Origin of the sequence: Enterobacter sp. 61D5 (assembly GCF_034107965.1) — a bacterium.
Taxonomy (GTDB): domain Bacteria; phylum Pseudomonadota; class Gammaproteobacteria; order Enterobacterales; family Enterobacteriaceae; genus Enterobacter; species Enterobacter cloacae_M.
Genome location: NZ_JAWNFK010000025.1, coordinates 75120 through 88566, shown reverse-complemented (window position 1 = coordinate 88566; position 13447 = coordinate 75120). Strand labels below are relative to the sequence as shown.

12 protein-coding genes are annotated in these 13447 nt (G+C 55.1%); 2 read left to right on the top strand and 10 right to left on the bottom strand.

The features are described from left to right. Positions 1–4: 4 nt before the first annotated feature. Positions 5–1570, bottom strand: a complete 1566-nt coding sequence (locus UTM25_RS20955) for an EAL domain-containing protein (protein ID WP_194401630.1) — start codon at positions 1568–1570, stop codon at positions 5–7. A gap of 646 nt (positions 1571–2216) precedes the next feature. Between UTM25_RS20955 and UTM25_RS20950 the strand changes: the two genes are divergently transcribed. Further along, positions 2217–2498 (top strand): YjcB family protein, encoded by a 282-nt coding sequence (locus UTM25_RS20950; RefSeq protein ID WP_008503385.1) that lies wholly within the window; start codon positions 2217–2219, stop codon positions 2496–2498. Between the two features lie 62 nt (positions 2499–2560). On the opposite strand, the gene ssb1 is transcribed toward UTM25_RS20950, so the two are convergent. Further along, on the bottom strand, positions 2561–3091 hold the full coding sequence (gene ssb1, locus UTM25_RS20945) for a single-stranded DNA-binding protein SSB1 (protein WP_029740211.1): 531 nt from the start codon (positions 3089–3091) through the stop codon (positions 2561–2563). Positions 3092–3342: 251 nt separating this feature from the next. On the opposite strand from ssb1, the gene uvrA reads away from it, so the two are divergent. Next, positions 3343–6165: an excinuclease ABC subunit UvrA gene (uvrA, locus tag UTM25_RS20940; protein WP_045355262.1), complete on the top strand. Its 2823-nt coding sequence runs from the start codon at positions 3343–3345 to the stop codon at positions 6163–6165. A 3-nt stretch (positions 6166–6168) separates the two neighbouring features. Here the strand turns inward: uvrA and UTM25_RS20935 are convergent, their stop codons facing one another. The 8 genes from UTM25_RS20935 to dnaB form a co-directional block, all read right to left on the bottom strand. After that, a complete protein-coding gene (locus UTM25_RS20935; protein WP_194401631.1) occupies positions 6169–6522 on the bottom strand; it encodes an MmcQ/YjbR family DNA-binding protein in 354 nt (117 codons plus the stop codon). Between the two features lie 2 nt (positions 6523–6524). Continuing rightward, positions 6525–6941: a secondary thiamine-phosphate synthase enzyme YjbQ gene (locus tag UTM25_RS20930; RefSeq protein ID WP_023310052.1), complete on the bottom strand. Its 417-nt coding sequence runs from the start codon at positions 6939–6941 to the stop codon at positions 6525–6527. A gap of 113 nt (positions 6942–7054) precedes the next feature. Further along, a complete protein-coding gene (aphA, locus tag UTM25_RS20925; protein ID WP_194401632.1) occupies positions 7055–7768 on the bottom strand; it encodes an acid phosphatase AphA in 714 nt (237 codons plus the stop codon). A 268-nt stretch (positions 7769–8036) separates the two neighbouring features. Next, positions 8037–9230 (bottom strand): aromatic amino acid transaminase, encoded by a 1194-nt coding sequence (tyrB, locus tag UTM25_RS20920; RefSeq protein WP_194401633.1) that lies wholly within the window; start codon positions 9228–9230, stop codon positions 8037–8039. Positions 9231–9305: 75 nt separating this feature from the next. Continuing rightward, positions 9306–10316 carry an AAA family ATPase gene (locus tag UTM25_RS20915; protein WP_194401634.1) on the bottom strand — a complete coding sequence of 337 codons (1011 nt, stop codon included), beginning with the start codon at positions 10314–10316 and terminating at the stop codon, positions 9306–9308. Beyond that, complete coding sequence (gene pnuC, locus UTM25_RS20910) at positions 10313–10870, bottom strand: nicotinamide riboside transporter PnuC (protein ID WP_194401635.1); 558 nt, start codon at positions 10868–10870, stop codon at positions 10313–10315. Before pnuC ends, UTM25_RS20915 begins: the two co-directional genes overlap by 4 nt. A gap of 22 nt (positions 10871–10892) precedes the next feature. Continuing rightward, positions 10893–11972: an alanine racemase gene (gene alr / locus UTM25_RS20905; RefSeq protein ID WP_194401636.1), complete on the bottom strand. Its 1080-nt coding sequence runs from the start codon at positions 11970–11972 to the stop codon at positions 10893–10895. A gap of 16 nt (positions 11973–11988) precedes the next feature. After that, the gene (dnaB, locus tag UTM25_RS20900; RefSeq protein ID WP_023310046.1) at positions 11989–13401 is read right to left on the bottom strand and encodes a replicative DNA helicase; all 1413 of its coding nucleotides are present in this window, start codon (positions 13399–13401) and stop codon (positions 11989–11991) included. Positions 13402–13447: the final 46 nt, after the last annotated feature.

The window sequence follows — 13447 nt, the reverse complement described above, 5'->3', positions numbered from 1 at the left end:
ACCCTCAGTGCAAAGGCTGCTGCTGCCAGGTCATAAATTCCTGGGGCGGCATCGCTTTCGCGAAGTGCCATCCCTGACAAAACTGGACGCCGCGCTTCAACAGCCAGCTCACCTGCTCTGCCGTCTCTACCCCTTCCGCAATGGTTTTCAGCCGCAGGCTTTGCGCCATCTCGATAATATGCTCGGCGATCAGGTGGCTGGTACTGTTGGTCGTTAAGGTATCGATAAACGATTTATCGATTTTCAGAATATCCACGTTCAGCGAGTAGAGGTTGTGCAGGTTCGAGTAGCCGGTACCGAAATCATCGATCGCGACTTCATAACCCGCCTGACGGAAAGCCTGAATCACCGGCGTGGTTTTTGGCACATCGATAAAACCGCGTTCCGTCACTTCTATTTTGATTTGCTGCGCACGGACGGCGTAGTGGCGGGCCTTGTCGGAAATCATGGCGATCAGCCGCGAGGAATGGAAATCCGTGGCCGACAGGTTAATCGAAATATAGAGATGCGGATGCTCGGCCAGGAAATGGCCCAGATCGTTGAACACCTCCTCAACGACATAGTCCGTAATCCGCTCGCTCATTCCCTCACTTTCCGCCAGTGGGATAAACTCAGCCGGGCTCATCACCTGCCCGTTAAAGCCGGGCCAGCGTAACAGCGCCTCCGCGCCCACACACCGGTTATTCTTAATATCAATAATCGGCTGATAGTGGACGCAAAGCTGTCGTTTGTTCAGCGCGCGGTGCAGTAAGCGCCCCGGCGAATTAAGTTCACGATGGGTGCGGGACCATACCAGCAAAATAATAATGCTGCAGATCATGCCCAGCGGCAGCGTCAACGTCGCCTGGTGATAAAGCGTTTCATAAAAGCGTTTATTCGATGTCGACACAATGGCCGCAATCGGTCTTTTGGGAGATGTTACGATCGTATAAAAGCGGTTATCTTTTTGAAATACCGATTCCTTATCCCGAATCATCGAATTTAATAAAGAAACATTGGCTTTCTGGCTGACGGAAAAGAAAGCATTGGTTACCGTGTCGTACACACCCCAGGAGAGAGAATGATCCGCAGACATGACTTCGCTGTATGAAAGCGGATTGACGACAACCACATAATTTCCGCGCTGCATATATGTCATTTTATAGCCAGTATAAAATGGGGTGTCGCGATAATAATAGATAGCGACGTCAGGTTTACGCGTGTAATTAGCGACAGGAATGGCGTAGGGGTGATCCGGTGTAAAAACGGTCGAACAAAGAAAATTCTGACCTTCAGCGTAAATTAAATCGGCGACAAACAGGCGGCCACGAACAACGTTCAGCATATATTGACGGTGTCCCGGCGTGCAAAGCTCACCCTGATATTTTACAGCCTCGTCCCTGGCCAGCTCAACCTGATGAATAACCAGCTCTGTTTTGTCTAAAGCCAGTTCAGCAAATGTGCGTAGCTGGGCGCTTGTTTCAGAAACGGCTCGTAGCTGGGCAAACCATAGCGCAAGCATCACCGGCAGCATAACTACCATGATGATCCCTACCACCCTGAGCATTTTGCGCCGCGCGCTACGATTCATTTCCCGCCCTATATCCCTGCATGTTGTACGCCTGTAGTAATGAAGGCCGGATGCTTTGTTAAACAGGTGATTACGTTGCATGAATCATGCGAAGTTAGCAACTGACTTTTAGTATTAAAAATCTTAAATTTCGTTATGCCGATAATATTTTCCCGTAAGTTAAACTGTAAGTATTCGTTCCGTTTCAATTAAGGGAAATAATTATCCAGCCCGTTAGGGCTGACGGGAAGATAACACAACAGACGATCGTTGATTAAGCCAAACGTCTGACAGCATGAAAAAAGTACAACTTCATCGGGACATTTTATGCTATTTGCTCGGAGGCATTGTGTTCGTTGATTTATAAATAGTCAGCCTTCACCACAATATTTTCAGGATTGAGTGAGAATAACGACCCTCTTATAAAAACCGAATTTGCAGTATCACCACCTGCCCGATGTGCGTTTCCGGCGCGCTGTGTGCCCACCTCCTCGTGCGCCGAAGGCAGAACCAACCCGCGCAATCGCCTTTTCTGAAGAATAAAATCCTCTTTTTTGATCGCATAGATACTGGCGAATAAATCAACAAATGTGATATAGTTCACACATATTTTGTAACGAGAAACACCGTTTCATTCAGTTCGTCTGTTTTGTAGAGGATGGGTTTTATGGCAACCATTACTACCAGCATGGTTCTCCTGCGCTGGCCTTTGTTGAGTGCGGTACTGATGTTTTTAGCCAGCACGCTGAATATTCAGTTTCGTAAATCTGACTATGCGGGTCTTGCTGTTATCAGCACCCTGCTGGGGCTGGGTGCGGCCTGCTGGTTTGCAACGGGTCTGCTTGGCATCACCCTGCTGGATATCGCCGCCGTCTGGGAAAATATTAAAGTGGTGATGGTTGAGGCGATGAGCCACACGCCGCCAGACTGGCCGATGGTGATTACCTGATCCCTGACGGAATAAAAAAACCCAGACGATAGTCTGGGTTTTTTGTTTTCTGCACGCGGAAATCAGAACGGAATGTCGTCGTCGAAATCCATTGGCGGTTCGTTAGACGGCGCCGGAGCAGACTGCTGCTGCGGACGAGACTGTGCGCCGCCGCTGAACTGGTTGCCGCCCTGCGGCTGCTGAGGCTGACCCCAACCGCCCTGCTGCTGGCTCTGACCGCCGCCAGCCGGTGCGCCACCGCCCTGACGGCCACCCAGCATCTGCATGGTACCGCCCACATTGACCACAACTTCTGTGGTGTACTTCTCAGCGCCGGCCTGATCGGTCCATTTGCGGGTACGCAGCTGGCCTTCGATATAGACCTGAGAACCTTTACGCAGATACTCACCGGCCACTTCTGCCAGTTTGCCAAACAGCACTACGCGGTGCCATTCGGTCTGCTCTTTCATCTCACCGGTCGCTTTATCACGCCAGGATTCGGAAGTAGCCAGCGTAATGTTGGCAACTGCGCCACCACTCGGCATGTAGCGTACTTCCGGGTCCTGGCCCAGATTACCGACGAGAATCACCTTGTTTACGCCTCTGCTGGCCATGTTCGTGTCTCCTGAATACGTTTCTTAATAGTGTAAACGCGCGAGTGTACCATTTCCACGCGGCAATTTGCATAGTTGCGTAGTCGGTTCAGAAATCTCTCGCGGACTCGACATTGTTACACAACCAATCAGAAAATGCATTCCAATACTGTATATTCAAACAGGTCAAATTGTGTCATAATTAGCCGTTTCTGACAGCCGTTTGTCCTTCAAACAAATCAGGCAATCCGTGTTCCAACCGGGAAAGGTGAATGGATAAGATCGAAGTTCGGGGCGCCCGCACCCACAATCTCAAGAATATCAACCTCATAATCCCTCGCGACAAACTTATTGTCGTGACCGGGCTTTCGGGGTCTGGCAAATCCTCACTGGCTTTCGACACTTTGTATGCCGAAGGACAGCGTCGTTACGTTGAATCGCTCTCTGCGTACGCGCGTCAGTTCCTGTCGCTGATGGAAAAACCGGATGTCGACCACATTGAAGGGTTGTCCCCTGCTATCTCTATTGAGCAGAAGTCCACCTCGCATAACCCGCGTTCAACGGTCGGTACCATTACCGAAATTCATGACTACCTGCGTCTGCTGTATGCCCGCGTGGGCGAGCCGCGCTGCCCGGACCACGACGTCCCGCTGGCGGCCCAGACCGTAAGCCAGATGGTGGATAACGTGCTGTCGCAGCCGGAAGGCAAACGCCTGATGCTGCTAGCGCCGATCATTAAAGAGCGAAAAGGCGAACACACCAAAACGCTGGAAAACCTGGCAAGCCAGGGCTATATCCGCGCCCGTATCGACGGCGAGGTGTGTGACCTGTCCGATCCGCCAAAGCTGGAGCTGCAGAAGAAGCACACCATCGAAGTGGTGATTGACCGCTTTAAGGTGCGCGACGATCTCGCCACGCGCCTGGCGGAATCCTTTGAAACGGCGCTGGAACTCTCTGGCGGCACGGCCGTGGTGTCCGACATGGACGACCCAAAAGCGGAAGAGCTGCTCTTCTCCGCCAACTTCGCCTGCCCGATTTGCGGCTACAGCATGCGCGAGCTGGAACCGCGCCTGTTCTCATTCAACAACCCGGCGGGCGCGTGTCCGACGTGTGACGGCCTGGGCGTCCAGCAGTATTTCGACCCGGACCGCGTGATCCAGAATCCGGAGCTGTCGCTGGCGGGCGGGGCCATTCGCGGCTGGGACAAGCGTAACTTCTACTACTTCCAGATGCTGAAATCGCTGGCGGAGCACTATAAGTTCGATGTCGAAGCCCCGTGGGCGAGCCTGACCCCGAACGTGCACAAAGTGATCCTGTTCGGTTCCGGCAAAGAGAACATCGAGTTCAAGTATATGAACGATCGCGGCGATACCTCCGTGCGTCGCCACCCGTTCGAAGGGGTGCTGCACAACATGGAGCGCCGCTACAAAGAGACCGAATCCAGCGCGGTGCGCGAGGAGCTGGCAAAGTTCATCAGCAACCGCTCCTGCGCCACCTGTGAAGGCACGCGTCTGCGTCGCGAAGCGCGCCACGTGTTTGTGGAAAACACCGCGCTGCCGACCATCTCAGACATGAGCATCGGTCACGCGATGGACTTCTTCAACAACCTGAAGCTCTCCGGCCAGCGCGCGAAAATTGCCGAAAAGGTGCTGAAAGAGATCGGCGATCGCCTGAAATTCCTCGTGAACGTCGGCCTGAACTACCTGACGCTTTCCCGCTCGGCAGAAACGCTCTCCGGCGGTGAAGCCCAGCGTATCCGTCTGGCGAGCCAGATTGGCGCGGGCTTAGTCGGCGTGATGTACGTTCTGGATGAGCCGTCCATCGGCCTGCACCAGCGCGACAACGAGCGTCTGCTCGGGACGCTGGTTCACCTGCGCAACCTCGGTAACACGGTAATTGTGGTCGAGCACGATGAAGATGCGATCCGCGCGGCTGACCACGTCATCGACATTGGCCCAGGCGCTGGCGTGCACGGCGGTCAGGTAGTCGCGGAGGGGACGCTGAAGGACATTATGGCGGTACCCGAATCGCTGACCGGCCAGTTCATGAGCGGCAAGCGCAAGATTGAAGTGCCGAAACAGCGCGTAGCGGCAGATCCGGAAAAAGTGCTGAAGCTGACCGGCGCGCGCGGCAACAACCTGAAAGACGTCACCCTGACGCTGCCGGTTGGCCTGTTTACCTGCATCACCGGCGTGTCCGGTTCCGGTAAATCGACGCTGATCAACGATACGCTGTTCCCGATTGCGCAGACGGCGCTGAACGGCGCGACGCTGGCCGAGCCTGCACCGTACCGCGACATCCAGGGGCTGGAGCATTTCGATAAAGTTATCGACATTGACCAGAGCCCGATTGGCCGTACTCCGCGCTCTAACCCGGCAACCTATACCGGCGTCTTCACGCCCGTACGTGAACTGTTTGCCGGCGTGCCGGAAGCGCGCTCCCGCGGCTATACGCCAGGACGTTTCAGCTTTAACGTGCGCGGCGGCCGCTGCGAAGCGTGCCAGGGCGACGGCGTGATCAAGGTTGAGATGCACTTCCTGCCGGATATCTACGTGCCGTGCGACCAGTGCAAAGGCAAGCGCTATAACCGCGAAACGCTGGAGATTAAGTACAAAGGCAAGACCATCCACGAAGTGCTGGACATGACCATCGAAGAGGCGCGCGAGTTCTTTGACGCCGTCCCTGCGCTGGCGCGTAAGCTGCAGACGCTGATGGACGTAGGCCTGACCTACATTCGTCTGGGACAGTCCGCCACCACGCTGTCCGGCGGTGAAGCGCAGCGCGTGAAGCTGGCGCGTGAGCTGTCAAAACGCGGCACCGGTCAGACGCTCTACATTCTGGACGAGCCGACCACCGGCCTGCACTTTGCCGACATCCAGCAGCTGCTCGAGGTTCTGCATCAGCTGCGCGATCAGGGCAACACTATCGTGGTCATCGAACATAACCTGGACGTGATTAAAACCGCGGACTGGATTGTCGATCTCGGCCCGGAAGGCGGCAGCGGCGGCGGTGAAATTCTCGTCTCCGGTACGCCAGAGACCGTTGCAGAGTGCGAAGCCTCGCACACCGCGCGCTTCCTTAAACCGTTGCTGTAATTGTCACACGGAGAGCTGCTGTCGGGTGATTTCCGGCAGCAGCTCAACCGCCTGCTGATAGGACGCATCCACCAGGTAGTAGATCTGTGAGCCTGGAATCGATCCATCCAGATAGACGGTGCTCCAGTGCGCCTTATTGAGGTGCTTGCTCGGCCTCACGTCATCATGCTGTTGACGTAGCAAATCCGCTAGTTCAGGGCTGGTTTTCAGCGACGCCGCCGGACGGCCTTCCACCTCTTTCACCATCGCAAACAGGACATCTCCCACTTTAATCTGCGTGGCTTTCCAGTCGCTATGAACGCTCTGCTCCGCACCGGGCTTGCTCATGCAGTACTGAAGTATCTCCGAAATTGTCATCTTTATTCCCCTTGTAGCGTGGCGATAATTTTACGCGAACCACCGTGAATGCGATGCTCTCCCAGCCAGATCCCCTGCCACGTTCCCAACAGCAGCCGCCCGTTGTGAACCGGCAGCATCAACGATACGCCCAGCAGGGAGGATTTAATATGCGAAGGCATATCGTCCGCCCCCTCATAGTCATGCTCGTAAGGCGCGTTGTCCGGGACGCTCTTCAGAAAATGATGCTCCATGTCGGACCGGACGGTGGGATCGCAATTTTCATTAAGCGTGAGAGAGGCGGACGTGTGCTGAAGCAGCAGATGCAGCAAACCCGTTTTCACCCGCGACAGGTCGCGGAGTTGACCGATGACTTCATCCGTCACCAGGTGAAATCCGCGTGGTTTAGCGCTTAAGGTCAGAGTCTGTTGATACCACATGTGCTGTTCCGTGATGAAAGATGAATCTTTCTAAGTGTGCAGCAAGAAGACGAAAGGTAAAACCCGCAGCAGCGAGATTTGATTAAAAAAGAGTCAAACTCGCTGCCGGGTACTTAATACTCCGAATTGACGATCACCTCTTCGCCAAACTTTCCGGCCATCGGCAGCGGTCGATACGTGGAGTTAGAGGCACGTAACACCCTGATACCTCTGGCACCCACATCCTGTGCGGCGGTAATATCGTTATCCGAATCGCCGTAGAATACTTTGATATTTTTCTTTTCCAGCCACTGGGTTTTGGTGTTTTGCCCTTCTTTGTCACCGGCAAAAATGACCGGATTCATGCTGGTCGCCGGGATCTGGAAATCATCCTGCAGCGTTTTAGAGACGGTTTCGGTTTTGGTCTGACTGCGGCCGGTGACAAAGTAGATGCTGTCACCGCGCTTCACGTGCATAGCAATAAGCGCACGGGCAACCTCTTTCGGGATGCTGAATTCGTCCCAGCCGTTATTCATTTTTTCCCAGAATTCCGGGTTCTTCAGATACGCTTCGCTGTCGGGTGAATACGTTTTCTTCCCGCGCCAGAAGCCGGGGCTTGAGAACAGCACGGTATCGTCAATGTCAAAGCCCACGGCCATTGGCGGGCGGCCGATCAGGCTGTTTTCGATTTGGGCCACGGAAATCCAGTGAATGGGCGCCTGCTCGGCGAGAATGGCGGCGGTGGTGCCGGTGTAAAGCGGCGTCGGGGCAGAAGCTCGCGCGACGACGGCGCTATTAAGCGAGAACAATAAGCAGGCGGCGCTGAGCGCCAGTGTGATCTTGCGCATATTTTCCCCTGAATATTCAGTTTGTTATCGTTTTAATTTGAGTAGATGGTCAAAAAACTATCCGACCATAACCCCAGCGGGAGGTGAAGGGAAGGAGTTTTTGCTTATGAAGCTGAATAAAAAGAAGACGATCACAAAGCGTGGAAGAGGCGTGTAGGCCCGGTAAGCGAAGCGCCACCGGGCAATGATTGGCACTGGCGCAAACAAAAAAGCCGGGTGGCGGCTGCGCCTTACCCGGCCTACATATAGCATGCAAGTAAGTGAATACTTACATCACAGCAGCAAACGCCTGCGCCACGCGATGAACGTTGCTGGCATTCAGTCCCGCCACGCACATACGGCCGCTGGCGATCAGGTAAACGCCGAACTCTTCGCGCAGGCGATCGACCTGCGCCGCGCTCAGTCCGGTATAGCTGAACATCCCGCGCTGCTTGAGCAGATAGTCGAAGTTATGTCCCGGCACGGCCTCTTTCAGCACGTTAACCAGCTCCTGACGCATGGACAGGATTCGCTTACGCATCGCTTCCACTTCGGCAAGCCAGGACGCTTTCAGCTGTTCGTCGCCGAGAACCATCGCCACCACCTGCGCACCAAAGTTTGGCGGGCTGGAGTAAATACGGCGCACCGTCGCCTTCAGCTGGCCGAGCACGCGACCCGCCGCTTCGGCGTCTTCACAGACCACGGACAGACCGCCAACGCGTTCACCGTACAGGGAGAAGATTTTAGAGAAGGAGTTGCTGACCAGCGCTGGCAGACCTGCGCTGGCCACGGCGCGGATGGCGTAAGCATCTTCTTCCATGCCCGCGCCAAAGCCCTGATAGGCAATGTCGAGGAACGGAATCAGGTCGCGGGCCTTCAGTACCTCAATCACCGCATCCCACTGGGCGTTGGTGAGATCCGCCCCGGTCGGGTTATGGCAGCATGGATGCAGCAGCACAATGCTGCGCGCCGGCAGGGTGTTCAGTTTTTCCAGTAGCGCTTCAACGCGCACACCGTTCGTTTCGCTGTCGAACCACGGATAGGTCGCCACTTTGAAACCTGCGCCCTCGAAGATCGCAACGTGGTTTTCCCACGTCGGGTCACTGACCCACACGCCTGAATCCGGGAAGTATTTTTTCAGGAAGTCTGCACCCACTTTCAGCGCACCCGAGCCGCCAAGCGTCTGGATGGTCGCCACGCGTTTTTGCGCGAGCACCGCGTGATCGGCACCGAATAACAGCGGAGCGATGGTGTTGCGGTAGGTGTTTAACCCTTCCATCGGCAGATAAAGAGAAGCACCGTGTGGAACAGCGTTCAGACGCGCTTCGGCTTCGGCAACGGCTTTTAATTGAGGAATGATGCCATCCTCGTTGTAATACAGACCGATGCTGAGGTTCACTTTGTCGCTGCGAGGATCTTCTTTGAAACGCTCCATTAAGGAGAGGATAGGGTCGCCGGCATAGGCGTCAACTTTCTGAAACACGCGATGGTTCTCCGGAATTCGATGAGGCAGGGATTTCAACAATAAACCGGAAGTGGGAGAAGGTCGAGAGCGATATCAGGCCAGCCCCTGGATATATCGGCAAATTTGATCGATTCGCGCAGAGAGTGGACCCTGCACGCGCAAAAAGGGGATATTTCGCTGTGACAGCTCCGCTTCATACCACGTTTGCTGCCGATGACGAAACGCCTCATCCTGGCGGGTACCATCCTGCACAAAGGGAAATTCATCCCCGCAGAGTACGACCAGAGAATAGTCGCGTTCGGCTAACTCAATTAATGCCTGCGGCGCGCTGCCAAACTGATCGAGCGTGTAAAACAAGGTCGTTAAAGGTGACGTATCGCACACCAGATAGGGCGCTATATAGGATAATTCTTCTCGACGCACTTGCTCTTGGGCTATATGCAGCAAATCCTCCAGTTCAAGTACACCATTCATTGCTTCCCAGTGTTCACGACCATATTCTGCAACATACGGGGCGTTTAGCGTCTGCGCCAGTGCCTTAGAAAGCGTGCTTTTGCCCGTTGACTCTCCACCTAATAAGCAGATGCGGAAAACAAAGCTGCGATAAACCTCAGGGGACATCATCTTACGATAACGATGAACATCAGAACGTATGCGCGTTCCCGAAGGGGCATCAGGTCCCAGTGGACGCTGGAGACGAACGTGCGCAACCGGTCGTCCGAAACGTTGGCTCAACACAATGGCAAACCCGTCTCCATAATCTTCGGCAGTAAATACCGCCTGTGGCTGACAATGCAGAATGTCCTCACATAGCGTTGCAACGTAGTGACGGTGACGATCATCGTCAGCGTCATTCGGTGGAGGTTGAGAAATACCATAAGAATTAATCAGTTGTGGCGAAAGCACAAGGTGGCGACATTGCGGGAAGCGCATCGTTAACCAGTGAAGTCGTTTTTCAGGTTCATAACCGCATATTTCCGGCACCGAATAGCTAATGATAAAGACCGTCTCGCACTGCTCAAGAGCCGCATTGATAAGCGCTTCATGCCCTGAATGCAAAGGTGCAAATTTGCCCACAACCAGGCCGCTGGCATAACGCTTCATTGCGCGCGGATCTCCTTACGCCACTGATACAGTCCATGCCATGCATTAAACCAAAACAGCAGATATAACCCGGCGGTCAGATGCAGGCCCCTCATCGCATACAGCGGTACCGCCAGCGTGTTAACGGCAATCCAGACGTACCAGTTTTCCAGACGTCGTCCCATCAGCATAAACTGAGCAAGAACGCTGAATGTCAAAATGATGGAATCCAGCCAGGGAGCCCAGGCATTCGTATAGAGATGCAATATCAGTCCGTACACCGCCGCCACGCTCACGGCACTGGCCAGGAGCATCAAGAAATGCCCCGGTTTGGTACGACGAACAGGCAATACCTCTCCATGGTTGCCTTTAAGCCAGTGCAACCAGCCGGTTATGCTCGTAACAATGAAGAAAAATTGAAGCGTAACGTCAGCATAAAGCTGTACTGAATAAAAGACCCACGCGTAAAGTCCGCAGCCTATGATGCCAATCCACCACGTATGGATGTTATTTCTGGCGGCCAGCCAGACGGAGAGCGCATAGGCCAGACAAGCCGCGATTTCTGAAGGGGACATTATCCTTCCCTGGAATGAAATGTTAGTCGATGTACTTCATCGCCACCCTTGACGTCAGGCGCGTGATAAGTTCGTAAGCACTCACTTTCGTAATTTCAGCAATGCGTTCAACGGGCAGACCTTCGCCCCACATCACGACATCGTCGCCGGGCTTATCCTGGGCTTCAGGCCCCAGATCGACACAAATCATGTCCATCGCCACGCGGCCAACAATCTTCACCTCGCGACCGTTGACCAGAACCGGCGTGCCCGAAGGCGCGGCGCGCGGATAGCCGTCACCATAGCCCATCGCCACCACGCCGAGACGGGTATCACGCTCGCTGGTCCAGGTACCGCCGTAGCCGACCGGCTCGCCCGCTCTATGGTCACGGACGGCAATCAGGTTAGAGACCAGCGACATGACCGGCTGGAAGCCAAAGTCCGGCCCCCAGGGTTTGTTCTCCAGCGGCGACACGCCGTAGAGAATAATGCCCGGTCGCGCCCAGTCGAAATGCGACTGCGGCCACAGCAGAATACCGCCGGATGCCGCAATCGAGCGCATCCCCGGCTTGCCTTCGCAGAAGGTGTTAAAGATATCCAGCTGCCGCTCGGTCGCACCGCACTCGGGCTCATCGGCGCGGGCGAAGTGGCTGACGATATTCACCGGCTGACGCACGTTTTTGCACCGGCATAAACGCTGATAAAACGCTTCCGCGCTTTCCGGACGCACGCCCAGACGGTGCATGCCCGTGTCGAGCTTCATCCAGACGGTCACCGGCTCGCTCAGTTCGGCGGTTTCGAGTGCGGTTAGCTGTTCTTCGTTATGTACAGCCGTGTGCAGATGCTGGTCAGCAATGGTCGGTAAATCTGTGGCTTCGAAAAAGCCTTCGAGGAGCAGTATGGGTTGAGTAATGCCGCCCGCGCGCAGGCGGAGGGCTTCTTCGAGACGGGCGACGCCAAAGGCGTCGGCATCGGGGAGCGTTCGCGCGGTCTCAAGAAGACCGTGTCCGTAAGCGTTCGCTTTCACGACTGCAACGAGCTTGCTGGCAGGCGCCAGTTCACGCAGACGTTGCAGGTTGTGTCGCAGAGCGCGGCGGTTAATAACAACAGTTGCCGCTTGCATTTGAATTCCTTAGAAATTACTCATCATCATATTGAGGACCGGCATAGTTGTCGAAACGCGACCACTGTCCGTTAAAGGTCAGACGCACCGTCCCGATTGGGCCGTTACGTTGTTTACCAATAATAATTTCGGCGATCCCTTTCAGGTCGCTGTTCTCGTGATAAACCTCATCACGGTAGATAAACATGATTAAGTCGGCATCCTGCTCGATGGAGCCGGACTCACGCAGGTCAGAGTTGACCGGGCGCTTGTCGGCACGTTGTTCCAGAGAGCGGTTCAGCTGCGACAGCGCGACTACCGGTACGTGCAGCTCTTTGGCTAACGCCTTGAGCGAGCGGGAAATCTCCGCAATTTCAAGCGTACGGTTGTCGGAAAGCGACGGGACGCGCATCAGCTGAAGGTAGTCGATCATGATGAGACCGATGCCACCGTGTTCACGGGCGATACGGCGCGCGCGGGAGCGCACTTCCGTCGGCGTCAGGCCGGAGGAGTCATCGATATAGATGTTACGTTTTTCCAGCAGAATGCCCATGGTGCCGGAGATGCGCGCCCAGTCTTCATCATCGAGCTGGCCGGTACGAATGCGGGTCTGATCTACGCGCGACAGCGACGCCAGAGAACGCATCATAATCTGCTCGGAGGGCATCTCAAGGCTGAAGATCAGCACCGGCTTATCCTGCAACATCGCCGCGTTTTCGACGAGGTTCATCGCAAAGGTAGTTTTACCCATCGACGGACGCGCGGCGACGATAATCAAATCCGACGGCTGCAGGCCGGCGGTTTTCTTGTTCAAATCGTCATAGCCGGTGTTTACCCCGGTCACACCGTCGTGCGGCTGCTGGAACAGCTGTTCGATACGGGCAACGGTGGCGTCGAGGACATCGGCGATGTTTTTTGGGCCTTCGTCTTTATTGGCGCGGCTTTCGGCGATTTTAAAGACGCGGGATTCAGCCAGGTCGAGCAGGTCTTCGCTGGTGCGCCCCTGCGGATCAAAACCGGCCTCGGCGATCTCGTTCGCCACCGAGATCATCTCGCGAACGACGGCACGTTCGCGCACGATATCGGCATAAGCGCTGATGTTCGCCGCACTAGGCGTGTTTTTTGACAATTCCGCCAGATAGGCAAACCCGCCGCAGCTGTCGAGCTGACCAAGACGCTCCAGCGATTCCGCGAGCGTGATCAGGTCGATTGGGCTGCCCGATTCCTGCAGACGCGCCATTTCAGTAAAGATGTGGCGGTGCGGACGGGTGTAGAAATCTTCCGCCACGACGCGCTCGGCGACGTCGTCCCAGCGCTCGTTATCCAGCATTAAACCGCCCAACACCGACTGTTCCGCTTCAATCGAGTGCGGCGGGACCTTTAACCCTGCGACCTGGAAATCACGCTCGCGAGGTTCAGTCTGTTTGTTGAAGGGTTTGTTTCCTGCCATAGTGAATGGAGTTACCGAGATAAAGAGTGGGTCGAAAGATTACCAT